Raw genomic sequence first — 21,230 nt, 5'->3', positions numbered from 1 at the left:
GGCGGCCGTCACCATCGCCTCAATCCTGCTCTGGATCTGACCTTTGAAGACGATCTCTAGGGCCGGGCGAGGTAGGCGAGCCCGGGGTGGACCTCGGTGTACCGCTCCAGCAGCCGCCGGGCCACCGTCACGGAGTCCACCAGCGGGTGCAGGGCGAAGGCATGGACGGCCGCCGCGCGGGATCCGCTCTCCGCCGCCTCCAGCACCGCCCGTTCCACGGCCTTCACCGCGGTGACGAGCCCGACCGCGTGGTACGGCAGCGGCGATACGGTCACCGGGTGGGCCCCGTTGGCGTCGACGAGGCAGGGCACCTCCACCACGGCGTCCGCGTCCAGGACCGAGAGGGTGGTGCGGTTGCGGACGTTGAGGATCAGCGAGGTGCGTTCGTTGCGGGCGACGGCCCGCATCAGGGCGAGCGCGACCTGTTCGTAGCCGCCGGACTCCAGGTCGCTCTCCTCCCGCTCCCCCGCCCCGGCGACCTCGCGGTTCTCCGCCATGTACGTCGCCTCGCGTTCGGCGCGGGTGCGGTCCCAGGTGGTCAGGGCGGGCGTGCCGGGTTCGCGCATCCGGGCGTAGAAGCCCTCCTGCTGGTCCTGGAGGAACGCGCCCCGGGTCCGCTCCGCCTCCTGGTAGGCGCGTACGGCTTCCCGGTTGACGTAGTAGTAGTGCAGGTACTCGTTGGGGATCGCGCCCAGTGACCGGAGGAGTTCCGCGCCGAAGAGGCGGCCCTCCTCGAAGGATTCGAGGAGCTTCGGGTCGGCGAGCAGCCGGGGCAGTTCGTCGCGCCCGTCGACGTACAGCCCCCGCACCCACCCGAGGTGGTTGAGCCCGGCGTAGTCGATCCAGGCCCGGTCCGGGTCGGCGCCGAGCGCTCGGGCGATGCGCCGCCCGAGCCCGACCGGCGAGTCGCAGATCCCGATGACCCGGTCGCCCAGGTGCCGGGACATGGCCTCGGTGACCAGGCCCGCCGGGTTGGTGAAGTTGATGACCCAGGCCCGCGGGGCGAGCCGCGCGATGCGCCGGGCGAGGTCGAGGGCGACGGGAACGGTGCGCAGCCCGTACGCGATGCCCCCGGCGCCGACGGTCTCCTGGCCGAGCACGCCCTCGTCGAGGGCCACCCGTTCGTCGGCGGCGCGGCCGGCGAGTCCGCCGACGCGGATGGCGGAGAAGACGAAGTCGGCGCCGCGCAGCGCCTCGTCGAGCTCCGTGGTGGCGACGACGGCGGGGGCGTCCGCGATGCCCCGGCCCTGTTCCGCGAGCACACGGGAGACGGCGGTGAGCCGGTCGGCGTCGGTGTCGTACAGCGTGACCCGGGAGACGCGGCCCTCGGCGTGATCGCCCAGGAGGGCCCCGTACACGAGAGGCACCCGGAATCCGCCACCGCCAAGAATTGTCAGCTTCACGCTGCTCGATGGTACGGGCAGGCCGGAGCCGTCCGGGGAGGACCGCGCCCGGCGCGCGACGCGGCGGCCCCGGGCCCGTGGGCGTGATCCGGGGCCGCCGCGGCCGGAAGGGAGGTCGGCGGGTCAGTAGCCGTTCCACCAGCGGGTGACGGCCTGCCAGAGCCGGGCGGGGGCTGCCGGGCGGCGCTGGCGCGGGATCGTCGCGACCGGGGCCGTCTCGGGAGCGGGGGTGACGGGAACCGGCTGGGCCGCCGGGGGTGCGGCGGCCGGGACGGGCCGGGGGGCGGCGCCCGAAGCGTGGGCGGGCCGCGCTCCGGCCGCCGCCTCGTGCCGGGGCTCGGGGACGGTCCTGGCCGGGGAGGAGATCTCCCAGGCGTCGGCCGGGCGGGGGGTGCGGGCCATCACGGTGAGCGGGTCGGCGTCCAGCTTCTGCTGGGGACTGGGGGCGAACGTCACGGGGAGCTCGACCAGATGGCGGGACATGATGTTGCCGACCCAGCGCAGTTCGCTCTCCCCCACGCCGAGTTCCAGGTCGGGCAGGCGCATCAGCAGCGCGTCGACGCCGACATCGGCGATGGCACGGCCGATGTCCTGTCCGGGGCATTCGTGGGGGCCGCCGCTGAAGGCGAGGTGGGCGCGGTTGCCGCCCATGTCGGCGTTCAGGTCGGGGCGGACGACGGGGTCGGTGTTGGCCGGGGCGATCCCGACGAGGAGGGCGTCGCCCGCCTTGATCTGCTGGCCGCCCAGCTCGGTGTCGCCGACGGCCCAGCGGCCGAAGACGGCGGTGAACGGCGGCTCGTCCCACAGGGTCTGCTCGACCGCCTCGGGGACGGTCATGTGCCCGCCGCTGAGCCGGGCGCGGAAGCGCGGGTCGGTGAGGACCATGCGCAGCACGTTGGCGATGAGGTTGGCGGTGGACTCGTACGCGGCGATGAGGATGAGGCGCAGGTGCTCGACGACCTCGATGTCGGTCATCGTCGCGGGGTGCTCGACCAGCCAGCTGGCGAAGTCGTGGGCCGGTTCGGCGCGGCGGCGCTCGACGAGGCGGGTCAGCACGGCCACGATGTGGGCGTTGCTGGCCACGGCGGTCTCGGTGCCGCGGGTCATGTCGCGGGCGGCCTGGACGAGGCGCTCGTCGTACTCCTCGGGCATGCCGAAGATCGCGCACATCACCATCATCGGCAGGTGCTCCGCGAACTGGCTGACCAGGTCGGCGGTGCCCTTCTCGCAGAAGTCGTTGACGAGGCGGTTACTGAACCGGTTGATGTGGCGGCGCACGCCGCGGGTGTCGATCCGCTCCATGCTGTCGGTGACCGCGCCGCGCTGGCGCTCGTGCTTGGCGCCGTCGGCGAAGACGCAGACGGGCTGCCAGGTGAAGATCGGGGCGAGCGGGTGGTCGGGGGCGACACTGCCGTCCTGGAGGGCGCGCCAGCGCCGCGAGTCCCGGGAGAACTGGGACGGCGTCCGGGTGAGGTGGAGGTTCTCGCTGTGGCCGAGGACGAGCCAGGCGGGGACGTCGCCGTGGAGCAGGACGGGGGCGACCGTGCCGTGTTCGGCGCGGAGCTTGTCGTAGAGGCCGGCGGGGTTGTTCTCCGCCTCGGGGCCGTAGAGCCGGCGCAGTCCGCCGGGGCCGATGTCGAGGTTGTGGGCCGGGCACTGGGGCGGGGGCACAGCGCCGGGTTCGTGGTGGAACGGGGTTGTCACGGGGGCTCCAGGGATCAGGATTCCAGGTCTGGTGCGCAGACGGGCGGGCGGGACGGGGCGTTCGGGTGCGGACCGGCCGGGGGCGTACGCCGGGGGATGGCGTACGCCCCCGGGGCGGTCCCGTCGCCGGGCCCGGGGGCGGGGGTGTCAGGCGAGGGGGACGGCCAGGCTGTGCAGGTAGCGCATCAGGGTCATCAGCACATCGCGGCTGGAGGCCCGCAGCCGGGCATCGCAGTCGATCATCGGGACCTCGTCCGGCAGGTCGAGGGCGCTGCGCAGGGCCTCGACCGGGTGGTGCGGCGCGTCGGGGAAGGTGTTCACGGCCACCACGAACGGCACTCCGCGCTCCTCCAGTCGGCCGATGACGTCGAAGCTGACTTCGAGCCGTCTCGTGTCGATGAGGACGACCGCGCCGAGGGCGCCTTCGAAGAGGCCGTTCCACAGGAACCAGAAGCGCTCCTGGCCGGGGGTGCCGAACAGGTAGAGGATCAGTTCCTCGCTGAGGCTGATCCGTCCGAAGTCCATGGCCACGGTGGTGGCGGTCTTCGTCTCCACCCCGGCGTTGTCGTCCACGCCGACGCCGGCCTGGGTCATGGTCTCTTCTGTCGTGAGTGGCCGGATCTCGCTCACCGAGCCGACCATGGTCGTCTTGCCGACGCCGAACCCTCCGACGATCACGACCTTCACCGCGGCGGTGGCCGTGGTGGGGAGGACGTCCTCGGTGCGGGGTCCGGTGATCGTGTCAGAGCTTCTGAAGTCCATGCATCACCGCTTCGAGAAGGGACCTGTCGGGGAGAGTGGCGCGGACGATCGGCGCGCGCGACTCGATGAGTTCGGTGGCCAGGAGATCGCTCAGGAGCGAGGTGACCACGCTGAACGGCAGGCCGAGGTAGGCGGAGATCTCGGCGACGGACAACGGGGCCTGACAGAGCCGCAGGATCGCGGCCTGTTCGGGCTGGAACGTCGGCGACGGCTCCGCCTGCGCGACGACCATCGTGACCAGGTCGAGCGCGGCCCGTTCGCTGTCGTCGAGATCGCCGGTGATCACGTACAGCCGTTCCGGATCGAGGAGATCCGGGTCGGTCTTGCGGCGTTCTCGTCGAGGTCCACTCATCCGGACTGCCCGCCGTGGCGGGGCGGGCTGGTCAGGTGGGCTCCGATCCGCACGACCATGTCCCGCATCCGGGCCCCGACCAGTCCGGCGTCCACGGTCTCGCCGGCCAGGACCGCGAGATACGCGCCGGTGCCGGCCGCCATCAGGTAGAAGAACCCGCCCGTGACCTCGATGACCACGAGCTTCATCAGTCCGTCGCTGTACGGGATCTCGGTGGCCACCGCGGCGGCCAGGCTCTGGAGTCCGGCACAGGCCGCGGCGAGCCGGTCGGCGACGTCGGGGTCGCCGCCGTGCATCGCGATGCGCAGGCCGTCCGACGAGAGCACCACGATCTGGTGGATGCTCGGAACGTCGTCGGCCAGCTCCTTGAGCATCCAGTCCATGTTTCCCCGCTGCTGGATCACTTCAGGTCTCCCTTGTCCCACGCGTCATCGGAGTCTTCGCCGTGCTTTCGTTCCTGCGGTACGCCGTTGACGGCCTTGGTGAAGGCCTCCAGCCAGAGGCCGGGGGGCTTCTCCTCGCCGCGTCCGCCGTCCGTGCCCTCGCCCGGGTCGGGCTGGAAGCCGTTCGCGGGGGCGGGGGGCGGCGTGGGCTGCTGCGGGAGGTTGTGCGAGCCGAGCGGGGCACGGCCCCGGCTGCGGCGCTGCGGCAGCCCGTTCTCGGTCCACTCGGTGACCACGGGAACGTCGTCCTCCATGGCGGCCGTGGGAGGGGCCGGGCGCGCGGCCGCGGGGGCGCCGGTGGGGACCGGTGCGGCCACGGAGGGCACGGGACCGGTGGCGGCGGGCTTGGGCTTGCGCTTGCCGGGCGGCGGCACCACGTGCTGGAGCTGCGACATGTCCAGGGAGCTGGTGGGCCGGGAGGTGGCGCCGATGCCGTGGGCGATGCCCGGGGCGGGCCCGGTGGTGATCATCTCGCGCGGCACGATGAGGACGGCGCGGACGCCGCCGTACGCGGACTGACGCAGCGACACCTGGAGCTGGTACATGCGGGAGAGCCGGCCGACGACGGCCATGCCGAGGCGCGGGGACTCCCCGAGGTCGTTCATGTTGATGCCGGCCTGGGCCTGGGCGAGCATGTTCTCGGCGCGGGCGCGGGCCTCCTCGCTGAGGCTGACGCCGCCGTCCTCGATCTCGATGGCGATGCCCGTCTGCACCTCGACCGCGGTGACGTGCACCCGGGTCTGGGGCGGCGAGTAGCGGGTCGCGTTGTCGAGGAGTTCGGCGCAGGCGTGGATGAGCGGTTCGACGGAGGTGCCGACGATGGCGACCTTGGCGATCGAGTGCAGATCGACGCGCTGGTACTCCAGGATGCGGGACATCGCGCCGCGCAACACGCTGAACAGCGGTACGGGCTTGGGCCACTGGCGGCTGGGGCGGGCGCCGCCGAGCACGGCGATGGAGTCGGCGAGCCGGCCGATCAGCGCGGTGCCGTGGTCGATGCGCAGCAGGTCGTCGAAGACCTCGGGGTTGCGCCCGTAGTGGTCCTCCATCTCCCGCAGTTCACTGGCCTGGCGGTGCACGATCGCCTGGACGCGGCGGGCGACGCTGACGAAGGCGCGCTGGGCGGAGTCACGCCGGGCCTCCTCGTTGTCGATGACTTCGAGGACCTGGTAGATCTGCTCGCGCAGCGCCTTGGGCAGATGGCGGTTGGCCGCGTCCGCGTCGACGATGTCGCGCATCACCTCGTCGGGCGAATTGCCCACGCGCAGCCGCCGGATGGCGGCGGGCATGACTTCCTTGGTGAGCCGCACCGTCTCGGCGTCGTGCGAGTGGATGCGGTGTTCCAGGTAGGCGATGCGCTGTTCGTGCTCGGCACGCTGGACGCGCGTGGCGCGTCGGGCGCGGTGGAGCGCCACGGTGAGCACGGCGACCACGAGCGTGGTGATCGCGCCGCACACGGCGACTGGTATCCGCGCGGCCGGTGCGACCAGGGCCGACCCGGCGGCGGTCGCGCCGAGGAGCAGGACCACGGGCAGCAGGACTACGCGGACGACGGGAACTTCTCTGTCGGTCGGCGGTGATTCAACACGGACCATCTAAACCCTCTGGCGGTTGATTCCGGGATGTATGCGCACGTGAGCGGAGACTTAGGACAAGTGCTCGAATTCATCTCAACTCGACTTCACTGCGCGTGAGCTTAGCCAGATCAGAACAGTGCTTCGGCATATTCACCCAACCCCCTGCGGATGCCCGCCGGGAGGAATACACTCACCAGTTTTTGCACTGAGCGCTGTGGAGCATGTGCGGGGAGTAGCGACGGCAGAAAACAGCCCCTCTACCGGCTCGCAGGCATGCGAAAGGAGGGGTCTTCGTCGCCGAACAAGCGACCTATCGAACGAAAACCCCCCATAACCTCTCCCTGTGACCGCACAGAATCAGCCAGAGGCACAGGTGATCGAACCGGATCGAAAGGAGCAGATTCCCGGCCGACGGAGGGGTGATGGGGAATTTCGCCGCGCTGACGCATATGCGGAGCCCGCCACCTAAGCGGGCCTCGGGGTCAGCGGCGGGCGCCCCCGAGGCGCCCTTCCAGCTGGACGAGCAACTCGCTCAGCCGGGACGCGAGTTCATCGCGGCCGGGCCGGTCGAGCCCGGCCAGCACCGAGCGTTCGTACGCGAGCTGCTCGGGCAGCAGCCGGTCGACCAGGGCCCGCCCCTCGTCGGTGAGACGGACATGGGCGACCCGCCGGTCGCGGTCGTCACCCCGGCGCTCGACGAGGGCACGGTCCTTCAGGACGCGCAGCCGTTTGGTGACGGCGGCTCCGGAGGAGAAGGTCTCGCGGGCCAGCTCGCCGGGGGTCAGCTCCCGGTCGGTCCGGCGTACGGCGCCGAGGAGGTCGAATTCGGCGCGGGTCAGCCCGGCGGCGCGCAGCGGGGCGTCCTCCGCCTGCTGGAGCAGGGCGGCGCAGCGGTTGATCCGGCCGATGATCTCCATCGGCCCGGTGTCGAGCCCGGGGTTGACGGCCTGCCACTGCCGGACCACCGAGGCAACGATGTCGTCGGTCACTCCGCTCCGATCGAAGGGGCGTGGGCCGTGGGCCCGCGCCGTTGTGCTGTCGCGGCGAGCGTACGGTGTCCGGCCCGCTCGGCCGCGAGAAGACGCCGCTCGGGCAGGGCGCGCTGCCGCCATTCGCCCGCGGCGGTGTCACCCGCCTCGCGCAGTTCGACGAGGCTCGCCGTGAGCGCCCGGCGGGCCCGGTCCCGCTCGGCGGGCGCGGCCGCGGGGTCGGCGCCGGTCCGCTCCGCGGCGGCGCGGGCCCGGTCGGTGGCGTCGAGGGCCCGCTCGACCCGGCCCGCCGCCCGCCGGTTGGTGACGAGCGTCGCCGCCAGGAAGCCGGCGGCCGCACCGAGGACGGTGTCCAGGACCCGGTCGCCGATCAGCTCCCCGGCCGGGTGGGTGCCGCCGAACTCCAGGACCAGCAGGGCCATCGGGGTGACGGCGACGGAGCCGAGCCAGTAGTTGCGGGTGATGAGGGCCTCGGCGGCGAAGCCGAAGAAGAGGCAGCAGCAGACGAGGGCGAGCGGGCCGGTCCGGGAGACCGGCAGCACGGCGGCGAAGACGAGCACGCCCAGGAGGTTGCCGAGGGTGCGCTGGAGGGTGCGGTTCCACGACAGGGTGAGGTTGGCCTGGCAGAGGGAGGCGGCGGTGACGATCGCCCAGTAGGGGCGGCCGACGCCGAGGGCGGCGCAGAGGTACCCGGCGAGCGCGCAGCCGATCAGGGTGCGGACGGCGACCGGCAGCAGCGGGGATCCGGGGCCGAGGCCGCGCAGCAGGGTGCGGCGGCCTTCGCGGGCGCGCCGCGCGGCGCGTTCGGCGTCGATCCCGTACAGCTCGTCGGCGGTTCCGGGGGCCGGCGGGGGCGCGGGCACGGGCCCCCGCCCCCGGGTCAGGGCGGCCCAGGCGCGCAGCCGCTCCGGATCCGCCGCCCCGGCCCCGGAGCCCGGGGCCACGAAGGCCGTTTCGGCCCGCACCACCAGGCGTTCCAGCGACCGGCGTACGGGGGTGGGGCGCCCGGAGGCGAGCAGGCACCGCCAGGCGGCGTGCACGGCGGCGGCCGCGGCGTTGCGGTGACGCGGGCCCGGGTCGGCGGCACAGACCGCGGCGGCCTCCAGGGCGCGGGCGACGGCCCGGCGTTCGGGCCCCTCGCGGCGGACCAGGGCGGGCGCGAGGGTGACCAGCCAGGCGAACGCGCCCGCGCCGAGGGTCAGCGCGAGGTGGCCCGGGATCTGGTCCGGGCGTTGCGGGGCGAAGAGCGCGGCGGAGCTGACGAAGGTGAAGATCACATGGCCGGGCGGCCCGATCCGGGCGGCGTCGCACAGCACCTTCTGCACGGCGGCGAGCAGCCCCCCGACCGCGATGAGCACGGCGGTCGAGCCGGTGAGCGACGCGGTGACCAGGGAGACGGCGAGCCCGGCGGCCATGCCGAGCACCACGCCCCCGACGGCCCGGGCCCGCCGGGCGTACGGCAGGCCGTGTCCGTAGAGCGCGCACAGCGACCCGGCCATGGTGTAGACGACCAGGTCCAGCCGGCCCAGGGCCAGAAGCGTCAGATGGGGGACGGCGGAGGCGACGACGACGCTGAGCGCGGGCTTGAACCAGGTGTCCGAGGGCGGCGAGAGCCGGAGGGCCGAGACCGACGGAAGGCCGCGGACGGCCGGTGGGAGCTTCGGGAGCCTGCGGACGGAGGGCCGCCCGGGGCGGACAGGTGTATCACTCACTCATATAAGTTAACAGGTATTACACCTGTAAAATATTTGACCCCTGTCCTCGCGGCGACGACTCGGGCACACTGTCCCGCGAACGGCGCGACCCACTGTCTTTGAAACTTCACACACCCACTACGATGACGGGCGATGACCAGGGTGAGCACGCGGACCGACCGGCAGCGGTACGGCTCCCGCACGCCCTTCGCCCTGGGCTGGGTCCTCTTCCTGCTGGCCACGCTCTTCTGCTGCTCGGCCGCCGCGTCGTCCGCCGTCGTGCCGGTCGCCGCGGGTCAGGCCGAGGCGGCCGCCGTCCGCACGTTCACCCCGACGCCCGAAGCGGCCTTCCAACCGGTCGTACTGGCTTCCGCGCCGGACCGCGGTCCGGGCTCCTCGTGCCACGGGGGTTCGACGCACGCGGTGGCCGTCGTGCTCCCGGTGTCGTCCGCGCCCGTGGCCGTCCCCTCGCCCGTGGCCTTCGTCCCCGCCGCCCCGCTCACGGGGGCGGCCGCCATCAGGGGTCCCGCGCACGACGGTGTGCGTTCCGTCGATCAACTGCGCCTTCAGGTCCAACGGATCTAGAGGCCGGGTCCGCGCCCCCCGCCGCGCCCTGGCGCCGGTCCACCGGGAGCGGTTCTCCGTATGCCCCGCATCCCTTACCCCTCATGCACAGACCTCTTGTGCATCGGTTGAACGACGAGGACTTCTCATGGCTTCCGCCAAGAACCAGAACAACCCGGCAGCGGCGCGGCGCGCCAAGCTCGATGAGGCACGCCGCAAGGAGCGCGCCCGCGAACGCCGGGTCCGCATCATCACCATCGGGGCGTCGGTGGCCGTGGTCGCCGCCCTGGTCGCCGGAGGCGGCTATCTGATGGTGCAGGCCAACGAGAAGGAGAAGAAGGAGGAGCAGGCCAAGACCTCCCCCGTCACCGGTGAGCGCAGCTGGGACAAGCTGACGCAGGAGCACGTGTCGAACAAGGTCGACTACCCGATGAACCCGCCCGTCGGGGGCGACCACAACCAGGTCTGGATGAACTGCAACGCGGACGTCTACACCGAGGAGATACCGAAGGAGAACGCCGTGCACTCGCTGGAGCACGGCGCGGTCTGGGTGACGTACAACGACAACGCCTCGGACGCGGACGTCGAGGCGCTCACCAAGAAGGTCAAGTCGACCCCGTACTCCCTGATGAGCCCGGTCAAGGACCAGAAGGACCCGCTGATGCTGAGCGCCTGGGGCAAGCAGGTCACGGTCAAGAGCGCCTCGGACGACCGGGTCGACCAGTTCTTCACCAAGTACGTGCAGGGCCCGCAGACTCCTGAGCCGGGGGCCGCCTGCACCGGCGGGCTGGACGGATGACCGCCCTCGCGCCCGCCCGCTCCAGCCGCCGGCTGGTCCTCGCGGGAGCCGCGGTGCTGCTCGTCGCGCTGGGGCTGGTGGCGCTGATGGTCGTCCGCCCCTCCGCGGCCACCCCGTCCGGGGGGTCGTCGCTGTCGGCGCCGGCGGACGACTCCGTGGACGCCGGGTTCGCCCGGGACATGGCGATCCACCACCAGCAGGCGGTCGAGATGTCGTTCATCGTGCGGGAGGGCACCGACGACGAGGACGTGCGGCGGCTCGCGTACGACATCATCAACACCCAGGCCAATCAGCGCGGCATGATGCTGGGCTGGCTGGAGATGTGGGGGCTGCCGAAGAGCGCGGCCGGGCCGCCGATGAAGTGGATGGGGCACACCTTCACGCCGACCGGCGACGGTTCGCTGATGCCGGGCATGGCGACCGACGCGGAACTGGCGGCACTCACGGCCGCGAAGGGCGAGAAGGCCGAGATCCTGTTCCTGCGGCTGATGACCGTGCACCATCGCGCGGGCGCCGACATGGCGCAGGCCGCCGCAGGCGCGGCGCGGACGGACGCCATCCGGAATCTGGCGGAGGGCATGGTCCGGGGCCAGCAGTCGGAGATCGGACTGATGGCGGACATGCTCAAGGACCGGGGCGCCAAGCCCTGATCGCCCAGGGGGCGGTTCCGGCCGGAGGGCCGGAACCGCCCCTTCGCGCACCGTCCGTCCCGAGCCCCTCATCGCATAGGCTCGGCGACGATATGAAGAGCATCCTCACTCCGCTGGGGCCCAAGGCCGACAAGGACACCGTGCGACGGCACAATCTGAGCCTGGTACTGCGCGCCGTGCGGGACGAGGGCGAGCGCGGCGACGCCACGCGCGCCGCAGTGGCCGCCCGGGTCGGGCTGACCCGGGCGGCGGTGTCCTCGCTCGTCGAGCAGCTGATGGACAGCGGGTTCCTCACCGAGTCGGGCAAGACGTTCAGCGGCCAGGCCGGCCGCCCCGGCACCGCGCTCAAGGTGGCCCGCACCGGTCCGGCCGGGCTCGGCGTGGAGATCAACATCGATTACGTCTCGGTGTGCGTGGTGGACCTGGCGGGCACCGGCCGGGTCCGGCAGACCGAGCACCTCGACAACCGGGGCGCGCCCGCCGGTGAAGCCCTGGCGCGGGCGGCCCGGCTCGCCGCGCGGACCCTGGAGTCGGCGTACGAGCAGGAGCTGCGTCCGGTGGGGGCGGCGCTGGCGCTGCCCGGTCTCGTCTCCGGCGGGTCGGTGCGGCAGGCCCCCAACCTCGGCTGGAACGAGGTCCCGGCGCAGGAGCTGTTCGCCGACGCCCTGGCCGCCCTGCGTCCCGGCCGTCCGGCGCTGCCGGTCGCCTCGGAGAACGAGGCCAATCTCGCGGCGCTGGCCGAACTGTGGTTCGGCGGGCTCGGTGACGTCCGCAGCTTCCTCTATCTGACCGGTGAGATCGGGGTCGGCGGGGCGCTGGTCCTGAACGGCGAGCTGCTGCGCGGGGCGCACGGTTTCGCCGGGGAGATCGGCCATGTGGTGGTGGATCCGGCGGGTCCGGAGTGCCGGTGCGGATCGCGGGGGTGCCTGGAGCAGTACGCCGGACAGGCCGCGCTGCTGCGGGCGGCCGGGGTCGAGGGGATCGGCGGCGCCTCGGGGGTGCTGGAGCTGGAGCGGCGCGCGGCGGCGAAGGACCCGCGTGCGGTGGCCGCGATCGGCGAGGCGGGCCGGATGCTGGGCCGGGTGCTGTCGGGGGCCGTCAATCTGGTCGACCCGGACGCGGTGGTGCTCGGCGGGATCTACCGGGGCCTGATGCCGTGGCTGGCGCGGCCCGCCGACGAGGAGCTGACGGGCCGGGTGGTGTCGGGCCTCTGGTCGCCGGGCAGCGGCCGGCTCCGGGCGTCGTCGGTGGCGGGGGACGCGGCGCGGGGGGCGGCGGCGCTCGTGGTGCAGGACGTGCTGGACGATCCGGTGGCGTACGCGGAGCCGTCGGGCGGGTGAGCCAGGGCGTGGGCCGGGGCGGTCCGATGGCCCGGGCCCGTGCCCACGCGGTACGCCGGTGAGCGCGGGCCCGTCCGGTACGCCGACGGGCCCGCGCTCACCGTGCGCGTCAGCCGTTCGTCAGCGGACGGCCAGCAGGTGGTCCATGGCGAGCTGGTCCAGCGCCTCGAAGGCCATTCCGCGCTCCGCCGCCGCGTCCACGTCGAATTCCTCGTACGCCGTGCGGTCGGCGAGCAGCTCCGCCAGGCCGTCCCCCGCGGTGGGGCGTGCCAGTTCGTCCAGGCGGGAGGCCCGCAGCGCGGCCCGCACCTCGGGGTCGGCGCGGAAGGCCGCGGCCCGCTCCTTGAGGATGAGGTAGTTGCGCATGCAGCCGGCGGCCGAGGCCCAGACGCCGTCGTAGTCCTCGGTGCGCGGGGGCTTGAAGTCGAAGTGGCGCGGGCCTTCGTAGCCGCTCTCCAGCAGGTCGACGAGCCAGAACGCCTGGCGCAGGTCGCCGGCGCCGAAGCGCAGGTCCTGGTCGTACTTGATGCCGGACTGGCCGTTGAGGTCGATGTGGAAGAGCTTGTCCGCCCACATGGCCTGGGCGATGCCGTGCGGGAAGTTGAGCCCGGCCATCTGCTCGTGCCCGGTCTCCGGGTTGACCCCGACCAGCTCGGGGCGTTCCAGGCGCTCGATGAAGGCCAGGGCGTGGCCGATGGTGGGGAGCAGGATGTCGCCGCGCGGCTCGTTGGGCTTGGGCTCGACGGCGAAGCGCAGGTCGTACCCCTGCTCGGTGACGTACTCGCCGAGCAGGTCGAAGGCCTCCTTCATCCGGTGCAGGGCGAGGCGGACGTCCTTCGCCCCGCCGGACTCGGCGCCCTCACGGCCGCCCCACGCAACGAACGTCTTCGCGCCCAGTTCGACGGCGAGGTCGATGTTGCGCAGGGTCTTGCGGAGCGCGTAGCGGCGTACGGCACGGTCGTTCGCGGTGAATCCGCCGTCCTTGAAGACGGGGTGCGTAAAGAGGTTCGTCGTCACCATGGGCACGACGAGGCCGCTGCTGTCGACCGCCTGCCGGAAGCGCTTGACGATCCTCTCGCGTTCGGTCTCCGGCGCGCCGAAGGGGATCAGGTCGTCGTCGTGCAGGGTCACGCCCCAGGCGCCCAGCTCCGCGAGCCGCTGGACCGACTCGACGGGGTCGATGGCCGCGCGGGTCGCGTCGCCGAAGGGGTCCCGGCCCTGCCAGCCCACGGTCCACAGGCCGAAACTGAACTTGTCCTCGGGGGTGGGGGTAAAGCGTTCCGTCATCGTCGTCCGACCGCCTTCGCCTGCCGTCGGGACACCCGGCGGCGAGCCCGGCACCCCTATTTGTTCACTGTCATGACTAATCAAGCACACGGTACCCCGGACGCGGAACCCCCTCGCCGCGAGGAACGTCCACACCCCTGTGCAGCGGCGCCCGCATCCCGTAATTTGTTCATGCCGCAGCCGAATGATCGGCACGTGAATCGGCCACCCAGCACCCGCAGCGCGAAAGAGGCCCCCATGCCCTCACCCGCCGTCGTCATCGGCGTGGACAGTTCGACCCAGTCCACCAAGGCAGTCCTCGTCGACGCCGGGACCGGCGAGCAGCTCGCCGTGGGGCGCGCCCCGCATGTGGTCACCGGCGAGGCCGGGGCGCGGGAGAGCGATCCGGAGGTCTGGTGGCGGGCGCTGTGCGAGGCGGTGGCCGCCGGGCTGGAGGAGTCCGGCCTCCCCGCTCGCGCGGTCACCGGGATCGCGGTGGCCGGGCAGCAGCACGGGCTCGTCGTGCTGGACCGGGCGGGCCGCCCGCTGCGCCCGGCGCTGCTGTGGAACGACACCCGCTCCGCGCCGCAGGCCGCCGCCCTCACCGGGGCGCTCGGCGGACCGGGGGCCTGGACGGCGCGGACCGGGTCCGTGCCGGTGGCGTCCATCACCGCCTCCAAGTGGCAGTGGCTGCGGGAGAACGACCCGGCGAGCGCGGCGGACGCGGCGGGCGTCCGGCTCCCCCACGACTTCCTCACCGAGCGCCTCGCGGGTGTCGCCGCCACCGACCCCGGGGACGCCTCGGGCAGCGGCTGGTACTCCACGGCGACGGGTGCGTACGACCCCGACCTGCTGGACCTCCTCGGCCTGGACGCGGCCCTGCTCCCGGAGGTGGCGCCCAGCGGGGCGGCCCGGATCGGCTCGCTCACCGGAGTGGCGGCCGAGGCTCTCGGCCTGCCCGCGGGCATCGCGGTGGCGGCCGGCACCGGCGACAACATGAGCGCCGCCGTGGGTCTCGGGCTGGGCGGCGAGGGGCTGCTGGACCATCCGGCCCTCAGCCTCGGCACCTCCGGCACGGTGTTCGCGGCCTCCCGCACCCGGCCCGCCTCCCCCGCGCTCAACGGGTTCGCCGCCGCCGACGGTACGTACCTCCCGCTGGCCTGCACCCTCAACTGCACGCTCGCCGTGGACAAGGTGGCGGCCCTGCTGGGCCTGGACCGCGAGGACGCGGCACCCGGCGGCGAGGCGGTGCTGCTCCCGTACCTCGACGGCGAACGGACCCCGGACCTGCCGACCGCCTCCGGGCTCCTCACCGGACTGCGCCACCACACGACCCGGCAGCAACTGCTGGGGGCCGCCTACGAGGGCGCGGCCGTCACCGTCCTGCGCGCCACGGACGAACTGCTGTCGGCCTGCGGCCTCGACCCGCACGCCCCCGAGGTGGCCGCCCGCCCGCTGCGGCTCATCGGCGGCGGGGCTCAGGGCCGGATGTGGGTGGAGACGGTACGCCGCCTCTCCGGCCGCCCGGTCGTCATCCCGGGCAACGGCGAGCTGGTCGCCCTCGGCGCGGCGGCACTGGCCGCGTCGGCGGCGGGCGGGGGCGATCCGGTGGCCCTGGCGACGGCCTGGCAGAAGTCCGGCACGGGCCGTCAGCTGCCGCCGGTGGAGCGGGACACGGAGACCTGGGAGCGGGTGACGTCGGTCCTGGAGCGGGCGTCCGAGCCACTGCTGGGCGGCTGAAGCACCGACCGGGGGCGGGGGCCGGCCCGCCGCCGCACCCCCGGTTGGGAATACGAACTGATTTTCCATAAGATCCGGCGATGATCACTAGAAAACGGCTGACGACCGGGGTGGGCATAACGCTCGCCACCCTGGCCGCCGGGCTCGGCACCGCGATCCCCGCCGCCGCCGACGAAGCCCCCGCCGCCCCCTCCCCCAAGGTCGAGCTGGTGCTCGACGTCAGCGGTTCCATGCGTACCCGGGACATCGACGGCCAGTCCCGGATGGCCGCCGCCAAGCAGGCGTTCAACGATGTTCTGGACGCGGTGCCCGAGCAGGTGCAGCTCGGGATCAGGACGCTCGGTGCGGACTATCCGGGTGAGGACCGCAAGGTCGGGTGCAAGGACACCCGGCAGCTCTATCCGGTCGGTCCGCTGGACCGTACGGAGGCCAAGACCGCGGTCGCCACCCTCGCCCCCACCGGCTTCACCCCGATCGGGCCGGCCCTGCTCGGCGCGGCCGACGATCTGGAGGGCGGGGACGGTTCGCGGCGGATCGTGCTCATCACGGACGGCGAGGACACCTGCGGGCCGCTCGACCCGTGCGAGGTGGCCCGGGAGATCGCCGCCCGGGGCACCCACCTCGTCGTGGACACGCTGGGCCTGGTGCCCAACGCCAAGATCCGCCAGCAGCTCACCTGCATCGCCGAGGCCACCGGCGGCACGTACACCGCCGTCCAGCACAAGGAAGAACTGTCTGGCCGCGTCAAGCAGTTGGTGGACCGGGCAGCCGAGCCCGTCGTCACTCCGGTGGCGACCGAGGGGGCAGCGAGCTGCTCCGGCGCGCCCGAGTTGAAGCCGGGCCTCTTCACCGACCGCTCCGAGATCGGCCAACACCGGTGGTACCGCGTCGATGTGCTGCCGGGTCAGGAGCTGCGTGCCTCGGCGAGCGTCGCGGCCGACCGTGCCGTGGACAACGACTACGGGGTCCTGCTGCGCGCGGTGACCGTGCACGGGCGCGAGATCGTCCGGGGCTCCGAGGCGGGCACCGGCCGGACCGATGTGATCTCGTCCGGACTGCGCTACCCGAAGCCCGAGGTGGACGACGGTGACGACGGCGACGGCAAGCCCGCCGCCGAGACCGTCTGCCTCCAGCTCGCCCACTCCTTCTCCGCGCCCGCCTCGGTGAAGCGGTCCCCCGGCCTGCCGGTCGAGCTGACCGTGGACCTGGTGGACGGCCCCGACAACGCCTCGGACGTCGCCGCCTTCGGGCTCGGCCGCGGCTGGTGGCTGCTCGGCGTGCTCGTGCTGACCGGACTGGTCGCGGGCCTGCTGACCGGCTGGATCTCGCGCTGGCGCATCGCCGTCTGGAGGACCAACTGATGACCAGGACCCCTCGCCGCGCCCGCGGCGTACGACGCGCGCTCACCGGAGCGCTGCTCGCCGGGCTGACCCTCCTCACCACGGCCGGCCCGGCGCTCGCGGACGACCCGTCGGCGAGCGCGAGCCCCGCCGGGGAGGAGGCCGGCCCCACCGAGGCCGGCACCACGTTCCGTACGGCGACCGTCCTCAAGCAGGGCCGGTCCGGCACCGCGCAGGCCTCGGCCGGTGACTACCTGTACTGGGTGTTCCCGGCCGACGCCGGTCAGCGGCCCACCGTCGAGGCCACGGTGAAGCTGCCCGAGAGCGCCGCCCGGCGCGGCACGTCCACCTGGCAGGTCGACGTGTACGACGGGCTGCGCCGCCGCCAGGCCTGCATGTACGGGCACCAGACCCGCAAGGCGGCGGCCGACGCGGCCACCGTCGAACTGTCCTGCGTCCTGCGCCCCGTGCGGTCCTGGTCGGAGCCCTGGGCCGACGACCCGCTGCCCGGGAGCTACTACATCCGTCTCACCGTGGTGGATCTGCCCGCCGCAGACCTGGGCCTGCCGGTCGAAGTGGAAGTGGGGACGAGCATCAAGGAGTCGGGCGGGGGCCAAGGCGGGGGCGGCACCCTCGCCGAGCCTCTCGTCCCGGGCGTCTCGGTCGCCTCCGCGGGCGAGAGCGACGCACGCGCCGCGGACGCGCCGCGGACCGTCGCCACCGGTGAGCCCGAGGACGGCTGGGCCTCGGGCTGGTGGACCGACCGCTGGCTGTGGACCGTGGGCGGTGGTGTACTCGCCGCGCTGGCAGCCGTGTTCGGCTACTCGCTGACGCGGGGCAGGGGCCGGCCGGCCCACGTACCGCCCGGCCTCTGACAGGCGCGTCGGCCCCGCGCCCGCGGGCCGGCTGTGGCGGCTCCGCCCCGGTCTCGGCGATCCTGGCTCCTCACAGAGCGGGATCGTCCGGGCCGGGGCGGCCACGGCAGAAGGGAACAGGATGAGCGGGACGACGTCGTACGTACGGTTCCAGAGCACCGAGCGCAGCCCCCGGGGCCACTTCCCGGGCATCTTCGCCCTGGCCAACGCCCTGGCGAGGGAGGGGCGCCTGAGCGAGGAGCAGCGCCGCTTCTGGCGGGCGGGGAACGACTGGTACGACGCCGCGTATCCCGACCCCTCACGGGCCGACCCGACGGTGTACGACCCCGCCGTGAACCCGGGCGCCGCGGCCTGGTTCAAGGTGACGGCGACCCATCTGCTGGACCGGATCCCGGGCTATCTCGCGCTGTTGGCCGCGCACGGGGTTCCGTGCGAGCGGCTGGAGTCCGCGGATCCCGGCAGGGTCGTGTACGAGGACGACGTCCAGGTCGTCGTGGTGCCCCGGCCCGGCCACGACGACGGCTCCGGCCGGGCCCCGCACCCCACACCTACCGAGGTGGTTCCTTCGGCAACCGGCGGCGTCCCGCATCCCTCGTGAGGACGGAGACCTCCGCCCTGGTCCGGATGATCCGCGCGGTGGTACGGCTGTGGCCCACGCCCGTCCACAGGAGCAGCGGGAACAACAGCACGAGGTAGTACACCGTCATGCCGCCCCACTCGCCCGTCGCGGTGGCCCGGATCAACACGGCGGTGAGCAGACCGGCGACGGCCGCGGTGGCGATCACTCCGGTCATCCGTGACCTGTGCAGCAGCCGCAGCAGAGCCTCACCCGCCTGCAGCCGGTTCAACTCTCCGGCACGTTCACGTGCGGTGAGTTCCGCCTCCGCGCGCCGGCCCCTGCGGGAGAGCAGCACGATGCACAGCCCGGCAGCTGTCCCGGTCATCCTCAACACCAGGTCGAACAACGAGGCCTCCCCATGACGCGCCGATCGTCTCCGGGTCCTCGCACGACGGAGCCCGGCCCGGTCCGCGCCTACCCGGTTCCCCGGCCGCCAACCCGTACACCTCGGCCGAGTCAGCGTCCACCGGCGCACGGCATCGGTCCTCGCGCGGGAATTCCCACGCAGGTACGGAACTCTTCCCGCGATCCCGATCCCGATCCCGGTCCCGGTCCGGAAACGGCTGGGCAACGCTCGACAACTCACTTACTGCACAGGACATCTGACGGAAATCGGCCACGCCCTGCCACCGCCCTGGTGGAGCGTCACCCCCATCCTGTTCGATAGGGCTCGAACGGCCGCGCGTCGGCAGTGGCGCGCCCCAGTGAGCGGAGTTCCTCGATGTCCACCCAGACCGGTCCGGCGCACGACACCCAGCCTCGCGGCCACGCGTTCACGCCCGGACCCAAGGGTCTCCCGCTGGTGGGCAACCTGCCGCGGTTCGGGAAGAACCCGCTGGCCTTCTTCGAACTCCTGCGCGAGCACGGGGACATGGTGCGCTGGCGGTTCGGACGCAACCGGTGCGTCTTCCTCGCCGACCCGGACTGCATAGGCGAGTTGCTCACCGAGACGGAGCACACCTTCGACCAGCCGAAGCTCGGCATCGCCTTCCGTACGGTGCTGGGCAACGGGATGCTGGTGGCGCGGGGCAGGGACTGGCGGCGCAAACGCTCGCTGGTACAGCCCTCGGTGCGACCCAAGCAGGTCACGTCGTACGCGGCCACCATGGCGGCGTCCGCGGTGGAGCTGGCGGACCGCTGGGCGGACGGCCAGCGGATCGACGTCAAGCGGGAGATGGCCGCGCTGACGCAGAAGATCGCCGTGCGCACGATCTTCGGGGTGGACACCCCGGCGGACTCCGAGGCGATGGGCCGGGCGATGGACGTCGCCCAGATGGAGATCGGCAAGGAGTTCGCCGGGATCGGCGCGCTGCTTCCGGACTGGGTGCCCACCCCGGGCCGGGCGCGCATCAAGAAGGCCGCCGCCGTCATCGACGCCGAGGTGGGCCGGGTCGTCGCCCGGCACCGGGACGGCGAGGAGGAACGCCCCGACCTGCTCAGCCGGTTGCTCACCGCCGTCGACGAGAGCGGGACACACCTCACCGACGACGAGATCCGCGACGAGACGGTCACGCTGTACATCGGCGGTCACGAGACGACGAGCACGACGCTGGTCTGGGCGTGGTATCTGCTCGCGCGCAACCCCCGGGTGCGCGAGGCGCTCGCCGAGGAGCTGGACCGGGTGCTCGGCGACCGGGAGCCCGGCTTCGAGGACTACGCCCGGCTGACGTACACCCAGGCCGTGGTGAAGGAGACGCTGCGGCTGTACCCGGCGGTCTGGCTGATCACCGGGGTCGCGAAGGAAGGGGCGACGATCGGGGGCCTGCCGATCGAGGAGGGCACCCGGGTCTGGAGCAGCCAGTGGGCCACGCAGCGCGACGCGCGGTGGTTCCCCGAGCCGGAGGACTTCCGGCCCGAGCGCTGGGACGCGGAGCACGGCGACGAGATCGCGGAGTACGCGTGGTTCCCGTTCGGCGGCGGGCCCCGGGTCTGCATCGGTACGCGCTTCGCGATGGTGGAGGCCGTCCTCCTGCTGGCCGTGCTGGCCCGCCGCTTCACCCTGGACGTCGACCCGGACGAGATCACACCCGTGACGGGTCTGACGCTCCAGCCGGACCGGGACGTCACGGCGACGGTCCGGGCGAGGTGACGGGGACGGCGCCCGGCTCTCCTCAAGGAGGCCGGGCGCCGGACGGCGTCAGTCCTTCGGCAGCCACTTCTGCCAGACGTCCGGGTGGCGCTCGATCCAGCGCTCGGCCGCCTCCTGGGGCGTGAGCTTCTGCTGGGCGATCATCTCGGACACCTCGTTCTGGTCCTTCTCCGACCAGTGGAACTTCTTCAGGAACGCGGACGCGTCCCCGCCGCGCTCGGCGAAGTCCGCGTTGAGGAACTTCTGCAACGGCGTCGTCGGGTACGCGCAGTCGATGTCCTCCGGGTCCTTGGCGGCGCACTCGTCCGTGTACTCGGGGAGCTCCACCTCGACCATCGGCACCTCGTTGAACAGCCACTGCGGCTGGTACCAGTAGCTGAGGAAGGGCTTCTTCTCCTTGGCGAACTGCTGGATCTGGGTGATCTGGGCCGCCTCGGAGCCGGCGAAGACCACCTTGTAGTCCAGGTCCAGGTTCTTCACCAGGGCCACGTCGTTGGTGACGTAGGACGGCGAGCCGTCCATCAGCTGGCCCTTGCCGCCGCTCTCGGCGGTCCTCAGCTCGTCCGCGTACTTGTTGAGGTTCTTCCAGTCGGTGACGTCGGGGTTCTTGTCGGCCCAGTACTTCGGGACGTACCAGCCGATGTGGCCGGTGACGCCGAGGTCGCCGCCCCGGACGATGGTCTTCTTCTCGTCGATGTAGAGCTTCTCCTGGTCCGGGTGGCCCCAGTCCTCCAGGATCGCGTCGACGCGGCCCTGGCTGAGGGCGTCCCAGGCGGGGACCTCGTCGGTCTGGACGAGGTCGACGCGGTAGCCGAGCTCCTTCTTGAGAAGCTGTTCGGCCACGGCGACGTTCGCCTGGGCGCCGACCCACGACTGGACGGAGAGCGTCACCGTCTTGACCCCGGCGGGGGCGGCGAACGGAGAGGCCTGCTTGGTCATGTCGGCGGCGCCGCAGCCCGCCGTGGCGAGCAGAGCGGCGGCCGACGACAGCGCCGTGATCAGGCGCGTACGGGAGCGGTTCATC

General features: G+C 72.8%; 20 protein-coding genes. 9 read left to right on the top strand and 11 right to left on the bottom strand.

Annotation, left to right across the window (positions count from 1 at the left end; translation table 11 throughout):
* Nucleotides 1-56: 56 nt before the first annotated feature.
* From IE145_RS25150 to IE145_RS25115, 8 genes are all read right to left on the bottom strand, one after another.
* Nucleotides 57-1,403: a 6-phospho-beta-glucosidase gene (locus IE145_RS25150; RefSeq protein WP_189527729.1), complete on the bottom strand. Its 1,347-nt coding sequence runs from the start codon at nucleotides 1,401-1,403 to the stop codon at nucleotides 57-59.
* A gap of 123 nt (nucleotides 1,404-1,526) precedes the next feature.
* A complete protein-coding gene (locus IE145_RS25145; RefSeq protein WP_189527728.1) occupies nucleotides 1,527-3,107 on the bottom strand; it encodes a cytochrome P450 in 1,581 nt (526 codons plus the stop codon).
* Between the two features lie 147 nt (nucleotides 3,108-3,254).
* A complete protein-coding gene (locus tag IE145_RS25140) occupies nucleotides 3,255-3,869 on the bottom strand; it encodes a GTP-binding protein (RefSeq protein WP_006128843.1) in 615 nt (204 codons plus the stop codon).
* Nucleotides 3,850-4,221 carry a DUF742 domain-containing protein gene (locus IE145_RS25135; RefSeq protein ID WP_006128842.1) on the bottom strand — a complete coding sequence of 124 codons (372 nt, stop codon included), beginning with the start codon at nucleotides 4,219-4,221 and terminating at the stop codon, nucleotides 3,850-3,852. The genes IE145_RS25140 and IE145_RS25135 overlap by 20 nt, the downstream gene beginning before the upstream one ends.
* Nucleotides 4,218-4,625, bottom strand: a complete 408-nt coding sequence (locus IE145_RS25130) for a roadblock/LC7 domain-containing protein (protein ID WP_006128841.1) — start codon at nucleotides 4,623-4,625, stop codon at nucleotides 4,218-4,220. The genes IE145_RS25135 and IE145_RS25130 overlap by 4 nt, the downstream gene beginning before the upstream one ends.
* Nucleotides 4,622-6,259: a sensor histidine kinase gene (locus IE145_RS25125; RefSeq protein WP_189527727.1), complete on the bottom strand. Its 1,638-nt coding sequence runs from the start codon at nucleotides 6,257-6,259 to the stop codon at nucleotides 4,622-4,624. Before IE145_RS25125 ends, IE145_RS25130 begins: the two co-directional genes overlap by 4 nt.
* A gap of 464 nt (nucleotides 6,260-6,723) precedes the next feature.
* On the bottom strand, nucleotides 6,724-7,230 hold the full coding sequence (locus tag IE145_RS25120; RefSeq protein ID WP_189527726.1) for a MarR family winged helix-turn-helix transcriptional regulator: 507 nt from the start codon (nucleotides 7,228-7,230) through the stop codon (nucleotides 6,724-6,726).
* The gene (locus IE145_RS25115; protein ID WP_189527725.1) at nucleotides 7,227-8,942 is read right to left on the bottom strand and encodes an FUSC family protein; all 1,716 of its coding nucleotides are present in this window, start codon (nucleotides 8,940-8,942) and stop codon (nucleotides 7,227-7,229) included. The genes IE145_RS25120 and IE145_RS25115 overlap by 4 nt, the downstream gene beginning before the upstream one ends.
* A 135-nt stretch (nucleotides 8,943-9,077) precedes the next feature.
* Between IE145_RS25115 and IE145_RS25110 the strand changes: the two genes are divergently transcribed.
* The 4 genes from IE145_RS25110 to IE145_RS25095 all read left to right on the top strand — a co-directional run bounded on the left by IE145_RS25110 (nucleotide 9,078) and on the right by IE145_RS25095 (nucleotide 12,277).
* Complete coding sequence (locus IE145_RS25110) at nucleotides 9,078-9,509, top strand: hypothetical protein (protein ID WP_189527724.1); 432 nt, start codon at nucleotides 9,078-9,080, stop codon at nucleotides 9,507-9,509.
* A 127-nt stretch (nucleotides 9,510-9,636) separates the two neighbouring features.
* A complete protein-coding gene (locus tag IE145_RS25105) occupies nucleotides 9,637-10,287 on the top strand; it encodes a thioredoxin-like domain-containing protein (protein WP_189527723.1) in 651 nt (216 codons plus the stop codon).
* Nucleotides 10,284-10,937: a DUF305 domain-containing protein gene (locus IE145_RS25100; protein ID WP_189527722.1), complete on the top strand. Its 654-nt coding sequence runs from the start codon at nucleotides 10,284-10,286 to the stop codon at nucleotides 10,935-10,937. Before IE145_RS25105 ends, IE145_RS25100 begins: the two co-directional genes overlap by 4 nt.
* Nucleotides 10,938-11,029: 92 nt before the next feature.
* Nucleotides 11,030-12,277, top strand: a complete 1,248-nt coding sequence (locus IE145_RS25095; protein WP_189527721.1) for an ROK family protein — start codon at nucleotides 11,030-11,032, stop codon at nucleotides 12,275-12,277.
* Nucleotides 12,278-12,397: 120 nt separating this feature from the next.
* On the opposite strand, the gene xylA is transcribed toward IE145_RS25095, so the two are convergent.
* Complete coding sequence (xylA, locus tag IE145_RS25090) at nucleotides 12,398-13,564, bottom strand: xylose isomerase (protein WP_189527720.1); 1,167 nt, start codon at nucleotides 13,562-13,564, stop codon at nucleotides 12,398-12,400.
* A gap of 237 nt (nucleotides 13,565-13,801) precedes the next feature.
* Here xylA and xylB point away from each other — a divergent pair, with 237 nt between their 5' ends.
* From xylB to IE145_RS25070, 4 genes are all read left to right on the top strand, one after another.
* Nucleotides 13,802-15,283: a xylulokinase gene (gene xylB, locus IE145_RS25085; RefSeq protein ID WP_189527719.1), complete on the top strand. Its 1,482-nt coding sequence runs from the start codon at nucleotides 13,802-13,804 to the stop codon at nucleotides 15,281-15,283.
* An 80-nt stretch (nucleotides 15,284-15,363) separates the two neighbouring features.
* The gene (locus IE145_RS25080; protein ID WP_189527718.1) at nucleotides 15,364-16,644 is read left to right on the top strand and encodes a VWA domain-containing protein; all 1,281 of its coding nucleotides are present in this window, start codon (nucleotides 15,364-15,366) and stop codon (nucleotides 16,642-16,644) included.
* Complete coding sequence (locus IE145_RS25075; protein ID WP_189527717.1) at nucleotides 16,644-17,498, top strand: hypothetical protein; 855 nt, start codon at nucleotides 16,644-16,646, stop codon at nucleotides 17,496-17,498. The genes IE145_RS25080 and IE145_RS25075 overlap by 1 nt, the downstream gene beginning before the upstream one ends.
* Before the next feature lie 121 nt (nucleotides 17,499-17,619).
* Nucleotides 17,620-18,096, top strand: a complete 477-nt coding sequence (locus IE145_RS25070; protein ID WP_229825806.1) for a hypothetical protein — start codon at nucleotides 17,620-17,622, stop codon at nucleotides 18,094-18,096.
* On the opposite strand, the gene IE145_RS25065 is transcribed toward IE145_RS25070, so the two are convergent.
* Nucleotides 18,047-18,442 (bottom strand): hypothetical protein, encoded by a 396-nt coding sequence (locus tag IE145_RS25065; RefSeq protein ID WP_229825802.1) that lies wholly within the window; start codon nucleotides 18,440-18,442, stop codon nucleotides 18,047-18,049. The two genes, IE145_RS25070 and IE145_RS25065, sit on opposite strands and share 50 nt — an antisense overlap.
* Before the next feature lie 396 nt (nucleotides 18,443-18,838).
* Between IE145_RS25065 and IE145_RS25060 the strand changes: the two genes are divergently transcribed.
* Nucleotides 18,839-20,206 carry a cytochrome P450 gene (locus IE145_RS25060; protein ID WP_189527715.1) on the top strand — a complete coding sequence of 456 codons (1,368 nt, stop codon included), beginning with the start codon at nucleotides 18,839-18,841 and terminating at the stop codon, nucleotides 20,204-20,206.
* A gap of 48 nt (nucleotides 20,207-20,254) precedes the next feature.
* Here IE145_RS25060 and IE145_RS25055 read toward each other — a convergent pair whose 3' ends face one another.
* The gene (locus IE145_RS25055; protein ID WP_189527714.1) at nucleotides 20,255-21,229 is read right to left on the bottom strand and encodes an ABC transporter substrate-binding protein; all 975 of its coding nucleotides are present in this window, start codon (nucleotides 21,227-21,229) and stop codon (nucleotides 20,255-20,257) included.
* Between the last annotated feature and the right edge of the window lies 1 nt (nucleotide 21,230).

The organism is Streptomyces sindenensis (assembly GCF_014649035.1).
In the GTDB taxonomy this organism is placed as follows: Bacteria; Actinomycetota; Actinomycetes; order Streptomycetales; family Streptomycetaceae; genus Streptomyces; species Streptomyces sindenensis.
This window is presented reverse-complemented; position numbering and strand designations above follow the sequence as displayed.